This is a genomic window from Gordonia humi, assembly GCF_014197435.1.
Taxonomy (GTDB): Bacteria; Actinomycetota; Actinomycetes; order Mycobacteriales; family Mycobacteriaceae; genus Gordonia; species Gordonia humi.
In genome coordinates, this window is sequence record NZ_JACIFP010000001.1 from 2,279,985 (window position 1) to 2,296,046 (window position 16,062).

Below are 16,062 nucleotides of genomic sequence, written 5' to 3' on the forward strand. Positions count from 1 at the left end.
CCACGCTTCAAGAATGGCGCGATCGGCCGTCGGATTCAGTGGCCGCACCGTCTACCGCGGGGTGGTCTCCGAGGCCGTTTCGCAGCGTCGGACGGGCCCCTATCGTCGTCGTCATGGATTCTGATGACACCCTGGTTTCGACCTTTCGTTCCACTGTCCGGGCGACACCGGACGCGCGCGCTCTCCGCGACAGCGCCGGCCGGATCGATCTGACCTGGCGCGAGTACCAGTGCATCGCCGACGATCTGGCCGCGGGTCTATCATCGCTTGGTATCGGACCCGGGTCGACAGTCGCGATCCTGCTGGGGAATCGTCCAGAATGGCAGCTCATCGACACCGCGTCGCTGATCGCCGGTGCAACGCCGTTCTCGCTGTACATCAACGCCGCCCCGCCTCAGAATGCCGAACTGGTGCGCCGCGCACGCGCCGGAGTGGTGATCGGCGAGCCGGCACTGCTGGCGGCACTGCGCCTCGAGGAATACAGGCATCCCCTCACCTTCATCGAGGTGGGTCCGTCGGAACTGCTGGACAAGCCGAGCGGCTCCGGCGACGGCACTCCGGCCACCCTCAGTGCACTCCGGCAGCGGGGATCCCGGACTCCATTCACTCCGCCCACCGTCTCGCCGGATTCGCCCGCAACTCTGATCTACACCTCCGGAACCACCGGGCCGCCCAAAGGCGTCGAACTGTCCCACCGGTCACTGCTGTTCGTGATCCGCTTCATCGGCTCCGTCGTTTCACTCTCGTCCGGACGCACGATCTCGTACCTTCCTCACGCCCATATCGTGGATCGCATCATCGGTCACTACGTCGCGCTTGTATCGGGCTCATCGGTCACCACGATCGCCGACCACCGCACACTCTTCGACGCTCTACCCGATATCAGGCCGACGCTGTACACCTCGGTGCCACGAATCTGGCAGCGACTGCACCTCCGGCTTCTGCACGAGATTGACGAGGAGCCACCTGGCCTCCGGGAAACGATCCGGACCGCCGTCGACGACGCGTGTACGGCCATCGAGATGCGGGAGGCGAGACTGCCGATCCCACCCGAGCTGGCAACCAAGGTTGCGATAAGCGATACCGACTGGTTCCTGCCGATGCGCAAGTCCGTCGGACTCGACGCGGCCGAATGGATCATCACAGGTTCGGCACCCCTTCCGCGCTCCACACACCTGTTCTTCGCGGCCATCGGGATGCCCCTGCATGACCTGTGGGGTCTCAGCGAGACGTCCGGAGTCGCTACATTCAGCGCCGCCGGAGAACATCACCTCACGACCGTCGGACGCGCACTGCCCGGTACCGAGGTCGTCCTCGCCGACGATGGCGAGGTCCTAATCCGGGGCCCCCACCTCGCGACCGGCTACCGCGACGATCCCGTTGCGACCGCCGCCGCCTTCGACGCCGACGGATGGTTTCACTCGGGGGACCTCGGAGAATGGGACGCTGATCGGCTCCGTATCGTCGGGCGCAAACGCGAACTGATGATCAGCGCGGGCGGTGAGAACATGTCGCCGTCGCGGATCGAGGATGCATTGGCGAGTGCATCCCCACTGGTGTCATCGGTTGTCGTCATCGGCGATCAGCGTCCCTTCAACGTCGCGCTCATCGTTCCGGACCTGGAGCGAATCGGTGCCGACCTCGGTCTTAGTGGTCCATCCGCCGAGGTCCTCGCCAGCGATCGACTCCACGAAGTCTTCGACACATTGGTCGCGTCTGCGAACACGCAGCTCGCCCGGCACGAGCGCATTCGCAGATTCGCCTTGCTCGCCGATCCCTGGACCGTAGAGAGTGGGGAGCTGACCCCCACCCTGAAGATCCGGCGCACCGTGGTGCAGAACAAATACGGCGAGACGATTGACGCGCTCTATGCCGGCGACGAGGTGGATTTCCACCTTCGCGATCGTTCCGGTTAGCGGAGCTTCAGGGACTCGCCGGTGACGTGAGACCTCCCGTCGGTGCGTCTGCGTTACGAACAGCGTCGCAATCGCGGCTCAGCGCCGACGATTTCGGCGATGCGAGCGAAGAAGTCGGTGGTTCGCATCCCCGTCATGATGGTCGGTCTGGCGATTCCAAGGATGTCCAAGCCTTCTGGTGCGGTTCATCGCGTTCGATAGGCTGGTCCGCATGGCGATCACCATCTTCGGCCCGGACACCGGCGATCTGACGCTGCGCACCGGCGTCACCGGCAAGGCCGCGCGCACCGGGCACCGCCTCACGATCGGTTTCACCGACTGGAGCGCGACCGTCGATGTCGACGCGCCGTCGCAGGTCGCCGTCCGCGTCGCGGTCGGATCCCTGGAGGTACGCGGCGGCGAGGGCGGACTCACCCCGATGACCGCGCCCGAACGGCTCGTCGCCCGTACCAACGCACTGAAGTCGCTCAAGGCCGACAAGCATCCGGAGATCGTGTTCACCGCTCCGTCGGCGACGCCCGACGGCGACGGCTACCGTTTCGACGGGACGCTGACTATCGCCGGCGCCTCCCGCGAGCACAGTGTCCGGGTGACTCGTGACGGCGACCGGGCGACCGGATCGACGCGGATCCGGCACGCCGACTTCGGACTCAAGCAGTACTCGCTCATGATGGGAGCGTTGAAGGTCGCCGACGAGGTCGACGTCGAGTGGAGCCTGGCGCTGTGACGTCGTTTTGACCGGCACGCCCGCCGCCCCGTACTCTGAATCCTCGGCGGCGTGCACCGCAGGAGTCCCCGGGTCCCAACTGGTCGCCGGGAATCGACTCCGCACGACCCGCCCGACCAGCAACGAACACTTCAAGTGAGGACCTACTGTGGCTACTTACAGCCCCAAGGCCGGTGACGTCACGCGTACGTGGCATGTCATCGACGCCACCGATGTGGTGCTCGGCCGCCTCGCCGTGCAGAGCGCGAACCTGCTCCGCGGCAAGCACAAGCCGACCTTCGCACCCAACGTGGACGGCGGCGACTACGTCGTCATCATCAACGCCGAGAAGGTCGCGATCAGCGGCAACAAGGCCGACGACAAGCGCATCTACCACCACTCGGGCCACCCGGGCGGTCTGAAGTCGCGCACCGTCGGCGAGGTCCTCGCGACTCGTCCCGACCGTCTCGTCGAGAAGGCTGTCAAGGGCATGCTGCCGAAGAACAAGCTGGGCGATCAGATCGCCTCCAAGCTGAAGGTCTACGCAGGCCCGAACCACCCGCACGCGGCCCAGCAGCCCGTCCCCTTCGAGATCAAGCAGGTTTCCCAGTGAGCGAGAACGAGAACGTCGAGGTCGTCGCCGACGAAGAAGTCGTCCTGGAGGACGGTTCGTACACCACCGAGTCGACCGAGGTCGTCGACGCCGAGGCCGCGCCGTCGCGCGGTCCGGTCGTCCTGGACCACCCGGTGCAGACCGTCGGTCGCCGCAAGGAGGCCGTCGTCCGCGTCCGCCTCGTGGCAGGCAACGGTGGGTTCACCCTCAACGGCCGCACTCTGGAAGACTACTTCCCGAACAAGGTCCACCAGCAGCTCATCAAGGCCCCGCTGGTGACCGTCGAGCGCGAAGAGTCGTTCGACATCCACGCTCGTCTCGTCGGTGGCGGCCCCTCGGGACAGGCAGGCGCCCTGCGTCTGGCCATCGCCCGCGGCCTCATCGAGGTCAGCCCCGAGGACCGTCCGGCCCTGAAGAAGGCAGGCTTCCTCACCCGTGACGCGCGTGCCGTCGAGCGCAAGAAGTACGGTCTGAAGAAGGCCCGCAAGGCTTCGCAGTACAGCAAGCGCTGATCGCTTCTGTGGCACGCCTTTTCGGCACCGACGGCGTCCGGGGCCGGGCCAACGACGAACTCACCGCAGAGTTCGCGTTGGCCCTGGCCTCGGCCGCCGTTTCTGTTCTCGGTGCAGATGCGAACTCCCGACGCGACGATGCGGACCGAGTCCGACCGCGTGTCGTCGTCGGTCGAGACCCCCGAGCCTCCGGTGAGCTGTTGGAGGCCGCGCTGTGCGCCGGCATCGCCGCCGCCGGTGCGGACGCGATCCGGGTCGGCGTCGTGCCGACCCCGGCCGTCGCATTCCTGACCGCGGACTACGGCGCCGACTTCGGCGTCATGATCTCCGCATCGCACAATCCCATGCCCGACAACGGCATCAAGTTCTTCGCGGCGGGCGGCCACAAGCTGGCCGACGAGGTCGAGGACGCCATCGAGGCCGCGATGGACGTCGAGCAGTTGCGCCCGACCGGAGCCGGAGTGGGCCGTCTGCACGACGCACCCGACGCCGAGGAACGCTATCTGCGTCACCTCGCCGCATCCGTCCCCGGCTCGTTGGACGGTCTGACGATCGTCGTCGACGGCGCCAACGGCGCGGCATCGACGGTCGGCCCGCACGCCTATCAGGCGGCAGGCGCCACCGTCATCGCGATCCATTCGGACCCCGACGGACTGAACATCAACGACGGCTGCGGGTCCACCCACCTCGACGTGCTGCAGGCCGCCGTCCTCGAGCACGGAGCCGATCTCGGTCTGGCGCACGACGGCGACGCCGACCGCTGCCTCGCGGTCGACTCCACCGGCTCCGTCGTCGACGGCGACATGATCATGGCGATCCTCGCCCTGGACATGCTCGAACGCGGCGAACTCGTCGACAACGTGCTGGTCGCGACCGTGATGAGCAATCTCGGTCTCCACCTCGCGATGCGTGAGAAGGGCATCGAGGTCAAGGTCACCGGCGTCGGCGACCGGTACGTCCTCGAAGAGCTCCGCAACGGCGGGTACGCGCTGGGCGGCGAGCAGTCGGGTCACATCGTGATCCCGAGCGCGGGCACCACCGGCGACGGCGTCCTCACCGGTCTGCGTCTGGCGGCCCGCGTCGCGTCGACCGGCACACGACTGGCCGATCTCGCGGCGGTCGTCACCGTGCTTCCGCAGGAACTGATCAACGTCCCGGTCAGCGACAAGCACGCGGTCGCCGTCGACCAGGCCGTGCAGGACGCGGTCCGGGTCGCCGCGGCCGAACTCGACGGATCCGGTCGAATCCTGTTGCGCCCCTCCGGAACCGAGCAGCTCGTCCGCGTCATGGTCGAGGCCGGTACCCACGAGGACGCGCGCGGCATCGCCGAGCGCGTCGCCGCGGTCGTGGCCGCCGTCTGACGAACCGCTCCTCCGCGCCCGGTGTGTCGTGGAACCCGATGACGATCCGGTGCGTCTAACAGGTATGGAGCAGACATCGGACGTCCATGTGGATGCGGACGGATTGATCGACCACACGGCGCGGCGGGCGGCCCTGGTGGCGGACGCCGCCGAGTGCGCCGCCCTGCTCGCCGGCAGCGGATTCGGCGCCTGGTGGCGAGACGGTCGACCGACCGGTCTGGAGCCGCGGCTGACCGACCTGTCGGCCCGCCTCGAACGGGCGGTGTCCGGACTCGACGGTGCGACCGGTGACGTCAGACGCCAGTCGGCGGTGCTGACCGCTGCCGACGCGGAGGCGTCCACCCGGCTGATCGGACTGCGGAGATGATCGACGACTTCATCGCGATCCTCGACGTGGGTGCGCGGCTGGGGCTGATCTCGTTCGACGACCACACGGTACGTCGGGCTCACGTCGACGTGCAGGCGTTCGACACCGCAGCGCTCGCCTCGGACGCCGAACGGGTGCGCGCGGTGGCCGATCGTCTCGGCGACCCGGCATGGGCGGAGTCGTCCGCATTCGGGGACCTCTGGTCGGGGCGCGCGGGCGACACCGCGGCAGAAGTGCTGAGCTCGGCGACGGCCGACCTCGACGCGGTGGTCGCAGACATCGCGACCACCGCGATCGCACTGGAGTCCGCGGCGACGGCGGCGGACGACGTCCTGGTCCGGTACCGGCGCGCGATGGCGGCGGTCTGCGACCCGGTTCTGGGCGGCGTCGACGTCGACGCGCTGCCCGCGGCGGTGTCCGCGGGCGCCGTGGCCGACGACGACGTCCGCGCGGAGTTGGTGGCACGCATCGAATACGCCGACTCGGTCGGCCGCACCGCGAGTCGCGCGCTGGTCGCGTTGGCGCGGGAAGCGGTCGACGGCGCCGCGTCCGCCGGGGAACTCGTGCTGGCGGGTCTGCGATGAGCGCCGATCCGATCACGAGGATCGCCGCCGGGGCCGCGGACGAGTTCGACGAGGCCGAACGCCGCTATCTCCTGCGCCGCGAACAGGCGGTCTCGAAGCCACGGATCGTCGTGGCCGCCGCTGACGACGCTCTGTTGCCGCCGCTCCGCGCGCCCGCGGCCGGGCGTCGGCACCGACGGTGACCGGCCGCGGCGATTCATCGATCCAGGCGCGTCGGCCGGCGAGCGGACCGCCGCGGGATAGGGTGGAGGCGTGTTCGGGAAGAAAGTGGTGGCGCCGCCGCCCGACAAGCTGATGACAGAACTCGCCCGTCGTGGACCGCACAAGGTGGACCGCGGTGATCTCGGCATCGTCGGGATGAGCGGACAGATCTTCGCACCGCGTGACGGTCGTCGCCTTCCCGCCGTCGCCTTCGCACACGACTGGCTCGCCGGAAGTCCGCGCTACCGAGACCTGGTGTTCCATCTCGCTTCGTGGGGGATCGTCGTCGCGGTGCCCGACGGCCAGACGGGCGTCTTCGCCTCCGACGTCGACCTCGCCACCGATCTCCGGGCGGCGGTCACCGTCCTGCAGAGCGTCCAGCTGGGCGACGGGACGGTCAGCGTCGATCCCAAGCAGGTCGGCGTCGCCGGTCACGGGTTCGGCGCGGCAGCGGCCGTACGGGCGGCGTCGAAGTCGACGCTGCTGGGCCGACCGCCGATCGAACTGCGCGCTCTCGCCGCGGTGTTCCCGTCGCCGACCACCGCGGACCTGCTGCCCGCCGCGGCGACGGTCAGCGCGCCGTCGCTGGTCTTGTCGGCTCCCGGCGAACTCGACTCGATGACCGGCAATGCCCTGGTGCTCGCTGCCGAGCTCGGCGGCGACGTGGTGTTGCGCACCGTCGACGACGCCGACGATCGCGGCCTGCTGGAGAAGTTCGGACCCAAGGCGCTCCTCGGCATCAACGGCGCCGACAAGGCCACGCACAAGGCGGTCCGTGCTCAGCTCACCGGATATCTCCTGCACGCACTCACCGGTGACGAACGCTACGCGGCGTTCGCCGACCCGGAGTCGACGATGGCCGATGCGATCGCGACCTCGGTGGACGACGCCGACCCCGCGGCGCTCGATCACCTGTCACTCTTGCTGGGAGCCAAGCCGCCCAAGGCGTGACGCTCCCTACCGGTACGATTTCTGACTATGTGCGGAATCGTTGGATACGTGGGCTCGCGTCCCGCGTTGGACATCGTCGTCGACGCCCTGCGGCGGATGGAGTACCGGGGGTACGACTCCGCCGGTGTGGCCATTCTCGACGGCGCCGGGGGACTGGCGGTGGAGAAGAAGGCCGGGCGTCTGGAGAACCTCGACAAGCAGATCGCCGAGGTCGGCGCCGACACGCTGCGCGGCAGCACCGGCATGGGACACACGCGGTGGGCCACGCACGGTCAGCCGACCGACCGGAACGCGCACCCGCATGTGAGTGTGGACGGTCGGCTGGCCGTCGTGCACAACGGCATCATCGAGAACTACTCGCCGCTGCGCACGGAGTTGGAGAACGCGGGCGTTGACTTCGCCTCCGACACCGACACCGAGACCGCCGTCCACCTCCTCGAGCGCGAGTACACCTCCGGTGAGCACGCGGGCGACTTCGTGGCCAGCGCCTATACGACGCTGCGTCGCCTCGAAGGCGCCTTCACCCTGGTGTTCACGCATGCCGACCACCCGGACACGATCGTCGCCGCGCGACGCTCCACACCGCTCGTCGTCGGTGTCGGCGACGGCGAGATGTTCGTCGCCTCCGACGTCACCGCGTTCATCGAGCACACCCGCGACGCGGTGGAACTCGGTCAGGACGAGGTCGTGGTCATCACCGCCGACGGCTACACGATCACCGACTTCGACGGCGAGCCAACCGGCGGTACCCCGTTCCACATCGATTGGGACCTCGCGGCCGCGGAGAAGGGCGGCTACGACTACTTCATGCTCAAGGAGATCGCCGAGCAGCCGGAGGCGCTGGCGAGCACCCTGTCGGGCCACCTGCACGACGGCCGGATCGTTCTCGACGAGCAGCGCCTGTCCGACCAGGACCTGCGCGACGTCGACAAGGTCTTCGTCGTGGCCTGCGGTACCGCGTACCATGCGGGTCTGATCGCCAAGTACGCCATCGAGCACTGGACCCGCCTGCCCGTGGAGGTGGAGCTGGCCAGTGAGTTCCGCTACCGCGACCCGGTGCTCGACCGGTCGACGCTGGTGGTGGCGATCAGCCAGTCGGGCGAGACGGCCGACACCCTCGAAGCGGTCCGCCACGCCAAAGACCAGAAGGCCCGCGTCCTGGCGATCTGTAACACCAACGGCGCGCAGATCCCCCGTGAATCCGACGCGGTGCTCTACACGCACGCCGGTCCGGAGATCGGCGTCGCGTCCACCAAGTGCTTCCTCGCGCAGATCGCCGCCGCCTACATGGTGGGTCTGGCACTCGCCCAGGCCGTCGGCACCAAATACCAGGACGAGGTGGTCCGGGAGTTCGAGGCACTCGAGGAGACCCCGGCCGCCGTCGCGAAGGTCCTCGAGCAGATGGAGCCGGTCCGCGAGCTGGCTCGTTCGTTCGCCTCCAGCGACACCGTCCTGTTCCTGGGACGCCACGTCGGCTACCCCGTGGCGCTCGAGGGGGCGCTCAAGCTCAAGGAACTCGCGTACATCCATGCCGAGGGCTTCGCCGCGGGCGAACTCAAGCACGGCCCGATCGCCCTTATCGAAGACGGACTGCCGGTCATCGTCGTGATGCCGTCGCCCACCGGTCGCGCCCTGCTCCACTCGAAGATGGTCAGCAACATCCGCGAGATCCAAGCGCGCGGTGCCGCCACCATCGTGATCGCCGAACCCGACGACGAGGCCGCGGCCGCCGTCGCCGATCACCTGATTCCGATTCCGGCGACGCCGACCCTGCTGCAGCCGCTGGTGTCCACGGTCCCGTTGCAGGTCTTCGCGGCCACCGTCGCCCAGTCGCGCGGCTACGACGTCGACAAGCCGCGCAACCTCGCGAAGTCGGTCACGGTCGAGTAGGGGAGTCGGCGCTCGTGATCGGATTCCACACGGCGGACGCGATCCGGGACGCCGAACGCGCCACGGGACACTTGCTGACCGACGGTGTGCTCATGGCGCGCGCGGCGCACGCCGTGGCGCACGTCGTCGCGGCCGAGCTGGCCGTGCGCGGCGGCGTCTACGGAGCCACCGTGGTCCTGGTGGTGGGTGCGGGCGACAACGGCGGTGACGCCCTCTACGCCGCCCGTCACCTGCGACGGCGGGGCGTCCGGGTCCGCGCGGTACTGACCGCCCCGGACCGCGTCCACGCGGCCGCGCTGGCGGACTTCCGCGCCGCGGGCGGCACGCTCGTCGACACCGTGGACGGCGCCGACCTCGTCGTCGACGCGATCGTCGGACTCGGCGGACGCGGACCGCTCCGCGAGCCCGCCGCCTCGATCATGGCCGCGCTCGGAGACACACCCGTGGTCGCCGTCGATCTGCCGTCGGGCATCGACCCGGACACCGGCATCGTCCACGATCCGTCGGTGCACGCCGACGCGACCGTCACCTTCTCCCTGCGACGCCTCGCCCATCTGCTCGCGGCGTCCTCGTGCGGTGCGATCACCGTCGCCGACATCGGGATTCCGGTTCCGACGCCGGCCGTCGAGTCGCCGACGGACGCCGAGGTCGCCGCGCGGTGGCCGCTCCCCGGCCCACGCGACGACAAGTACACCCAGGGCGTGGTGGGGGTGATCGCCGGATCGACGGCCTACCCCGGTGCCGCGATTCTGGCGACGACCGCCGCGATCGCCGCCACCTCCGGAATGACTCGCTATGTGGGCCCCGCCGCGCCGCAGGTGGTCGCGCATCGTCCCGAGACCGTCGCCGTGACCGACCTCGCCGCCGCCGGCCGAGTGCAGGCCTGGGTGATCGGCCCCGGATACGGCACCGGACGTGATTCTGCCGACCTTCTCCGGCAAGTCCTCGCCGACGACGTCGCCGTCCTGATCGACGCCGACGCCCTGACCGTCCTCGCGGCGAACGACGATCTGCGCGCGGACCTGCGTGCCCGCGAACGACCCACCCTGCTGACCCCGCACGCGGGCGAGTTCGCGCGTCTGGCGACCGCCGCGGGCAGCGCCGCCGCGGGCCTACTCGAGACCGACCGGCTCGCCGCGGTACGCGTGCTGGCCGCCGATCTGAACGCGACGGTGCTGCTCAAAGGCCGTACGACGCTCGTCGTCGACGCCGACGGCACCGCGTGGGGCACCGACGCGGAATCGTCGTGGGCCGCCACCGCGGGGTCGGGCGACGTCCTCTCCGGCATCGCCGGAGCGCTCCTCGCGGCGGACATCGAGCCGCGCGTCGCCGGGACCATGGCCGCCCGGCTCCACGCCCGCGCCGCGGCGACGGCCAGCGGCGGCGCCCCGATCGGAGCGTCCGACCTCGCGGCCGCCGTCGCACCCGCGCTGCGCGCGCTCCTGCATTTGCGACAATAGAGCGCGATGACCATCGCCAACCTGATAGCCACCGTCGACCTCGACGCCATCGCGCACAACGTGGGAGTCCTCCGCGCGCGCTCGGGCGCCGAGGTGATCGCCGTGGTCAAAGCCGACGGCTACGGCCACGGGGCCCTGCCGGTCGCTCGCACAGTCCTGGCCGCGGGGGCGCAGGCGCTCGGCACCGCGAGCATCCGGGAGGCGCGCGAACTGCGGGCGGGCGGCATCGACGCGCACATCACGGCCTGGCTGCACCGGCCCGACTCCGACTACGCGGGCGCCGTCGCCGACGGCATCGACGTCGCGGTCAGCTCGCCGCGTCAGCTGACCGCCGTGATCGACGCGGCTCGCGCCGCGGGCACCACGGCGACCGTCACCGTCAAGGTCGACACCGGTCTCGCGCGCAGCGGCATCGCGCGCGAGGAGTGGGAGACCGCCGCGGCACAACTCGCCGCCGCCGTGGCCGAGGAGTCCGTGCGGCTCCACGGCGTCATGTGTCACCTCGCCTTCGGCGACGAGCCCGACGACCCGCACAATGACCTGCAGGCGCAGCGGCTCGACGACGCCGTCGCCGACCTGGCCCGACGCGGTGCGACGCCGCGCGTGGTCCACATGTCCAACTCGCCCGCGGCACTGACCCGCCCGGACCTGTCGCGGGACGCGGTCCGCCCCGGTCTGGCGCTGTACGGCTATTCGCCGGTCCCGTCCCGCGGCGACTTCGGACTGATCCCGGCGATGACCCTGGAGACGCAGGTCGCGCTTGTCAAGAAGGCCGACGCCGGACAGGGCGTCTCCTACAACCACACCTGGCACGCGCCCGCCGACACCGTGCTCGGCGTGATCCCGGCGGGCTATGCCGACGGCGTTCCACGGCAACTGTCCGGGCGGCTGCAGGTCCACATCGGCGACCGACTGTTTCCGAGCGTCGGCCGCATCTGCATGGACCAGCTGGTCGTCGACCTGGGGCCCGACGGCGGCGGGGTGCGGGAAGGCGACCGCGCGGTGCTGTTCGGTCCGTCCTCGGCCGCGGACGGAGACCGTGTCCCCACCGCCACCGACTGGGCCGATCAGATCGGCACCATCGACTACGAGATCATCTCGCGCATCGGGTCACGCCCGCAGCGCTGTTATGTCGGGGGACCATCGCAGGGGGAGAACGATGACTGATCGACAGAGACGACCAGCGTGGCGATCGGGGCTCGCCCAGGTCGGCGTCCTGGGCAGGGACGTCGCGGGCGGGGCGATGCGCCGCCGCCGGACACGCAAGGCGCCGGTCGGTGATCCGCACCGCGACGTCGACTTCACCTCGATCTACCGCGACGAGGCGTCCACCGTGACCGTCGACGACGGCGTCGCGCTCGCCGTACGCTCGGTGGTCACCGGTCCGGCCGCGGACCGCGACGGACAGCCGTGGGGACGCCAGAGCACCCCGGAACTCACCGTGGTCTTCGTCCACGGCTTCACCCTGCGGATGGCGTCCTGGCACTTCCAGCGCTACCACCTCGCGCAGCGGTGGTCCGATCGGCGCATCAAGATGGTGTTCTTCGACCAGCGAGGACACGGTGCGAGCGACCGGGCGTCGGCACGCAGCTCCACGATGGCCCAACTCGGCGACGACCTCGATGCGGTGATCCGCGCCGTCGCACCCACGGGTCCCGTCGTCCTGGTCGGTCACTCGATGGGCGGCATGTCGATCATGTCCCTGGCCCGCCGCCACCCGAAGCTGTTCGGGCACCGCGGCCGCATCGCGGGCGTCGCGCTCGTGTCCACGGCGGCGCGCGGCATCACCGAGGCCGGACTCGGCGAGGGATTGAACAACCCGATCGTCGACGCGTTGACCGCCTCGGTCCGCTACATTCCGCGTGCGGTCCAGGCTGGGCGCGGAGTGACCCGACGCATCGTCGAGCCGGTCCTGGTGGCCGCGAGCTTCGGGCCGGGGTACAACAGCCCGGCCGCCGGGCGCGCAGTGGAGAAGATGATCCAGAACACGCATATCGCGACCATGGTCAACTTTCTGAAAGTTCTCGAGAGCCACGACGAATCGACGGCGCTGCCGGTCCTGGCCCAGGTCCCGACGGTCGTCGCGTGCGGAGACGACGACCGCCTGACCCCGCTCCCGAACTCGCTGCGGATGTACGCCGAGCTCGGCGACGACTCGCGGCTCGTCGTGGGGGAGGGCTGCGGCCACATGCTGCCGATGGAGGCGCCCGAACTGGTGGACGACGCCATCGACGATCTGGTGTCCCGGTCGCGGTTGGCGCTCGGCCGCCCGGTGATGCCCGCCTACGTCGCGGTACGCGGCGACTCCGAGGAAGACAGCGATGACTGACCGATCAGGCGGAAGCCGAGAGCTTCCGGACACCGTCGACACCGAGACCCTCGGTCGTGAACTCGCAGCCGATCTGCGCGCCGGTGATCTGGTGATCCTCGACGGTCCGCTCGGTGCGGGCAAGACCGCGTTGACGCGCGGCATCGGGGCGGGTCTCGGCGTCACCGGGCGCGTGTCGTCGCCGACGTTCATCATCGCCCGCCAGCACCCGTCCGGCGGCGACGGGCGTCCAGGCATGATCCATGTCGACGCCTATCGGCTGGCCGATGCGAACGGGCACGCCACCCTCGACGATCTGGACGCGCTCGACCTCGACACCGATCTGGCCGACAGCGTGGTCGTCGTGGAGTGGGGCGAGGGCGTCGCCGAACGACTGACCGACGAACATCTGCTGGTGCGACTGCGCCGCGACGACGATTCCGAGACGCGGCACGCCGTGTGGGAGTGGGTGAGCAATGACGGGTGAGTCCGTGGTGCTGGTGATCGACACCGCCACCGAGACGGTGGTGACCGGAGTGGTCCGGCTGTCCGCGACGGGAGAGGCGACGACGCTCGCCGAGCGCACCGTCCACGATCACCGCAGGCACGCCGAGATCCTGACGACGCTGATCGGCGAGGTGCTCGCCGAGGCGTCGCTGGTCGGCGCCGACCTGGACGCCGTGGTCGCGGGCACCGGCCCGGGACCGTTCACCGGCCTGCGCGTCGGCCTGGCGACGGCGGCCGCGTACGGCGACGCCCTCGGTCTGCCCGTGCACGGCGTGTGCTCGCTCGACGCGATCGCCTCGGTGGCGGGCGAGCAGTCGGCACTCGTGGTGACCGATGCGCGTCGCCGCGAGGTGTACTGGGCGCGGTACGCGGGCGGCGAGCGGGTGGCCGGCCCCGATGTCGCCGCGCCCGCCGTCGTCGCGGAGACTCTCGACGACGCCCCGGTGGACACGGTGGTCGGGCCGCCGAGGTTCACCGAGCAGATCGCCGCCGGTCGCGCCGAGGAGGTCGGCGTCGTGCATCCGAGCGCGCGGGCCCTGGCCGCAGCGGCGTCTCCGGAGCTCGGGACGACGCCCGGTCCGCTCGAACCGCTGTACCTGCGTCGTCCCGACGCGGTCGAACTCAAGGACCAGCGTCGCAAGTCGCTGCTGCCGGTGAACCCGTGATCGACGCGTTGACGCAGGTCGATCTGGTGCGGTGCGCCGAACTCGAGGCGCAGCTGTTCGCGGGCGACTCGCCGTGGCCGCTGGCCGGGTTCGTCGCCGAACTGCGCGCCGAGCACAACCGCTACTTCGCCGCGCGCGACGGCGACGTCCTCGTCGGATACGCGGGAGTGAGCGTGCTCGGGCCGGTCGGCGACCGCGAATGCGAGGTCCACACCATCGCCGTCGATCTCGCGTACCAGGGGCACGGCCACGGTCGGGCGCTGATGGACGCGCTGCTGGCCGTCGCCGATGCGGAGAACGCCGCGGTGTTCCTGGAGGTACGCACCGACAACGCGCCGGCCGTCGCCCTGTACGAACGCAACGGCTTCACCGTCGCCGGGACTCGGCGCAACTACTATCAGCCCTCCGGCGCGGACGCCTACACCATGGTCCGGAGTCCGCGCGGGGAGCGGCTCGAACAGGAGGACCGCCCGTGATCGTGATGGGTATCGAGAGCTCGTGCGACGAGACCGGGGTCGGCGTCGTCGACTGGGACGGCGAGAAGGCCACGCTGCTCGCCGACGAGGTGGCCTCGTCGGTCGACGAGCACGCTCGTTACGGCGGTGTGGTGCCCGAGGTGGCGTCGCGCGCGCACCTGCAGGCCATGGTCCCCACCATGACCCGCGCCCGCGAGGCCGCCGACATCGACCGCCCCGATGCGATCGCGGTGACCATCGGACCGGGTCTGGCCGGCGCCCTGCTGGTCGGCGTCGCCGCGGCCAAGGCGTACGCCCTCGCGTGGGACGTGCCGCTGTACGCGGTGAACCACCTGGGCGGTCACGTCGCGGTCGACACCCTGGAGCACGGTCCGATGCCGTCGTCGGTGGCGCTGCTGGTCTCCGGCGGACACACGCACCTGCTCGGCATCGATGACCTGTCGCGGCCGATCGTCGAGATGGGCACCACCGTCGACGACGCCGCCGGTGAGGCCTTCGACAAGGTGGCGCGTCTGCTCGATCTGCCGTATCCGGGAGGCCCGTCCGTCGACGCGATCGCCCGCGACGGCGACCCGACCGCGATCGCGTTCCCGCGCGGCATGACCGGTCCGCGTGATGCGCCGTTCGACTTCTCCTTCTCCGGACTCAAGACCGCCGTCGCCCGGTACGTCGAGGGGCGGGTCCGCGCCGGACACGACGTGTCGGTGCCCGACGTCGCCGCATCGTTCCAGGAGGCGGTGGCCGATGTGTTGACCGCCAAGGCGATCCGGGCCTGCCAGACGCGCGATGTGACGACCCTGGTCCTCGGCGGGGGAGCGACCGCCAACTCGCGGATCCGTTCGATGGCTCAGGAGCGCACCGCGGCGGCGGGCATCGACCTGCGTGTGCCCAGACCCCGACTGTGCACCGACAACGGCGTCATGGTCGCCGCACTGGGCGCGCACGTGATCGGCGGCGGCGCACCGGCGTCGCCGCTGACCGTGGCAACCGACCCCGGCATGTCGGTTCAGATCAGCAAACTGTGATTGAATCCACCCCACCGGTTGAGCGTTGGCACTCGCATGGGTAGAGTGCTAGTTGGCTCTGGCGCTCCCGTCACGGCACCCGCGACGACGCGACGGTGCGCCTATAAGAGCCGCGAACGTTATTCGTATAACACGAACGAAAAGGAATGACATCGTGGCGAGCGTGAACATCAAGCCGCTTGAGGACAAGATCCTCGTGCAGACCGTGGAGGCAGAGACCACCACCGCTTCGGGTCTGGTCATCCCCGACTCGGCCAAGGAGAAGCCCTCCGAGGGCAAGGTCATCGCTGTGGGCCCCGGCCGCGTCAATGAGGCAGGCAACCGCGTCCCCGTCGACGTCGCCGAGGGCGACGTCGTCATCTACAGCAAGTACGGCGGAACCGAGATCAAGTACGCCGGTGAGGACTACCTGATCCTCTCGGCGCGCGACATCCTCGCCGTCGTCGGCTGAGCCGACATCCGCGTAAGACTACGACGCCCCGTCCGGTTGGCAGTTTCTAGGGGTCCTCGCAACACCTGA

Annotated in this window: 18 protein-coding genes; all 18 read left to right on the plus strand. The window is 69.9% G+C overall.

Annotation, left to right across the window (positions count from 1 at the left end; all coding sequences use genetic code 11):
• Positions 1-113: 113 nt before the first annotated feature.
• Positions 114-1,916, plus strand: a complete 1,803-nt coding sequence (locus BKA16_RS10440) for an AMP-dependent synthetase/ligase (RefSeq protein ID WP_183370587.1) — start codon at positions 114-116, stop codon at positions 1,914-1,916.
• 211 nt (positions 1,917-2,127) lie between these two features.
• On the plus strand, positions 2,128-2,643 hold the full coding sequence (locus BKA16_RS10445) for a YceI family protein (RefSeq protein ID WP_183370588.1): 516 nt from the start codon (positions 2,128-2,130) through the stop codon (positions 2,641-2,643).
• A 148-nt stretch (positions 2,644-2,791) separates the two neighbouring features.
• On the plus strand, positions 2,792-3,235 hold the full coding sequence (gene rplM, locus BKA16_RS10450) for a 50S ribosomal protein L13 (protein WP_183370589.1): 444 nt from the start codon (positions 2,792-2,794) through the stop codon (positions 3,233-3,235).
• On the plus strand, positions 3,232-3,747 hold the full coding sequence (rpsI, locus tag BKA16_RS10455; protein WP_382427066.1) for a 30S ribosomal protein S9: 516 nt from the start codon (positions 3,232-3,234) through the stop codon (positions 3,745-3,747). Before rplM ends, rpsI begins: the two co-directional genes overlap by 4 nt.
• Positions 3,748-3,755: 8 nt before the next feature.
• Complete coding sequence (glmM, locus tag BKA16_RS10460) at positions 3,756-5,108, plus strand: phosphoglucosamine mutase (protein ID WP_183370590.1); 1,353 nt, start codon at positions 3,756-3,758, stop codon at positions 5,106-5,108.
• A gap of 64 nt (positions 5,109-5,172) precedes the next feature.
• A complete protein-coding gene (locus BKA16_RS10465) occupies positions 5,173-5,475 on the plus strand; it encodes a hypothetical protein (protein WP_183370591.1) in 303 nt (100 codons plus the stop codon).
• Positions 5,472-6,059 carry a hypothetical protein gene (locus tag BKA16_RS10470; RefSeq protein ID WP_183370592.1) on the plus strand — a complete coding sequence of 196 codons (588 nt, stop codon included), beginning with the start codon at positions 5,472-5,474 and terminating at the stop codon, positions 6,057-6,059. Before BKA16_RS10465 ends, BKA16_RS10470 begins: the two co-directional genes overlap by 4 nt.
• Entirely contained in the window at positions 6,056-6,241 is a 186-nt protein-coding gene (locus BKA16_RS10475) for a hypothetical protein (RefSeq protein WP_183370593.1), read from the plus strand. Before BKA16_RS10470 ends, BKA16_RS10475 begins: the two co-directional genes overlap by 4 nt.
• 70 nt (positions 6,242-6,311) lie before the next feature.
• Entirely contained in the window at positions 6,312-7,211 is a 900-nt protein-coding gene (locus tag BKA16_RS10480; protein ID WP_183370594.1) for a dienelactone hydrolase family protein, read from the plus strand.
• Positions 7,212-7,238: 27 nt separating this feature from the next.
• Entirely contained in the window at positions 7,239-9,101 is a 1,863-nt protein-coding gene (gene glmS, locus BKA16_RS10485) for a glutamine--fructose-6-phosphate transaminase (isomerizing) (RefSeq protein WP_183370595.1), read from the plus strand.
• Between the two features lie 14 nt (positions 9,102-9,115).
• Positions 9,116-10,561, plus strand: coding sequence for an NAD(P)H-hydrate dehydratase (locus BKA16_RS10490; RefSeq protein ID WP_183370596.1), 1,446 nt, complete (start codon positions 9,116-9,118; stop codon positions 10,559-10,561).
• Between the two features lie 6 nt (positions 10,562-10,567).
• Positions 10,568-11,728 (plus strand): alanine racemase, encoded by a 1,161-nt coding sequence (alr, locus tag BKA16_RS10495; protein WP_183370597.1) that lies wholly within the window; start codon positions 10,568-10,570, stop codon positions 11,726-11,728.
• A complete protein-coding gene (locus tag BKA16_RS10500; RefSeq protein WP_183370598.1) occupies positions 11,721-12,890 on the plus strand; it encodes an alpha/beta fold hydrolase in 1,170 nt (389 codons plus the stop codon). The genes alr and BKA16_RS10500 overlap by 8 nt, the downstream gene beginning before the upstream one ends.
• The gene (tsaE, locus tag BKA16_RS10505) at positions 12,883-13,356 is read left to right on the plus strand and encodes a tRNA (adenosine(37)-N6)-threonylcarbamoyltransferase complex ATPase subunit type 1 TsaE (RefSeq protein ID WP_183370599.1); all 474 of its coding nucleotides are present in this window, start codon (positions 12,883-12,885) and stop codon (positions 13,354-13,356) included. Before BKA16_RS10500 ends, tsaE begins: the two co-directional genes overlap by 8 nt.
• Entirely contained in the window at positions 13,346-14,041 is a 696-nt protein-coding gene (gene tsaB / locus BKA16_RS10510) for a tRNA (adenosine(37)-N6)-threonylcarbamoyltransferase complex dimerization subunit type 1 TsaB (protein ID WP_183370600.1), read from the plus strand. Before tsaE ends, tsaB begins: the two co-directional genes overlap by 11 nt.
• Positions 14,038-14,517, plus strand: coding sequence for a ribosomal protein S18-alanine N-acetyltransferase (rimI, locus tag BKA16_RS10515; RefSeq protein ID WP_183370601.1), 480 nt, complete (start codon positions 14,038-14,040; stop codon positions 14,515-14,517). Before tsaB ends, rimI begins: the two co-directional genes overlap by 4 nt.
• Positions 14,514-15,542, plus strand: coding sequence for a tRNA (adenosine(37)-N6)-threonylcarbamoyltransferase complex transferase subunit TsaD (gene tsaD / locus BKA16_RS10520; RefSeq protein ID WP_183370602.1), 1,029 nt, complete (start codon positions 14,514-14,516; stop codon positions 15,540-15,542). Before rimI ends, tsaD begins: the two co-directional genes overlap by 4 nt.
• A gap of 154 nt (positions 15,543-15,696) precedes the next feature.
• Positions 15,697-15,993 carry a co-chaperone GroES gene (gene groES / locus BKA16_RS10525; RefSeq protein WP_183370603.1) on the plus strand — a complete coding sequence of 99 codons (297 nt, stop codon included), beginning with the start codon at positions 15,697-15,699 and terminating at the stop codon, positions 15,991-15,993.
• The last annotated feature ends 69 nt before the right edge of the window (positions 15,994-16,062 follow it).

Excerpts from the sequence above, each read along its gene's own strand:
- BKA16_RS10440 (WP_183370587.1), top strand. The coding sequence starts at position 114 with ATGGATTCTGATGACACCCTGGTTTCGACCTTTCGTTCCACTGTCCGG.
- BKA16_RS10445 (WP_183370588.1), top strand. The coding sequence starts at position 2,128 with ATGGCGATCACCATCTTCGGCCCGGACACCGGCGATCTGACGCTGCGC.
- BKA16_RS10465 (WP_183370591.1), top strand. The coding sequence starts at position 5,173 with ATGGAGCAGACATCGGACGTCCATGTGGATGCGGACGGATTGATCGAC.
- BKA16_RS10470 (WP_183370592.1), top strand. The coding sequence starts at position 5,472 with ATGATCGACGACTTCATCGCGATCCTCGACGTGGGTGCGCGGCTGGGG.
- BKA16_RS10475 (WP_183370593.1), top strand. The coding sequence starts at position 6,056 with ATGAGCGCCGATCCGATCACGAGGATCGCCGCCGGGGCCGCGGACGAG.
- glmS (WP_183370595.1), top strand. The coding sequence starts at position 7,239 with ATGTGCGGAATCGTTGGATACGTGGGCTCGCGTCCCGCGTTGGACATC.
- alr (WP_183370597.1), top strand. The coding sequence starts at position 10,568 with ATGACCATCGCCAACCTGATAGCCACCGTCGACCTCGACGCCATCGCG.
- BKA16_RS10500 (WP_183370598.1), top strand. The coding sequence starts at position 11,721 with ATGACTGATCGACAGAGACGACCAGCGTGGCGATCGGGGCTCGCCCAG.
- tsaE (WP_183370599.1), top strand. The coding sequence starts at position 12,883 with ATGACTGACCGATCAGGCGGAAGCCGAGAGCTTCCGGACACCGTCGAC.
- tsaB (WP_183370600.1), top strand. The coding sequence starts at position 13,346 with ATGACGGGTGAGTCCGTGGTGCTGGTGATCGACACCGCCACCGAGACG.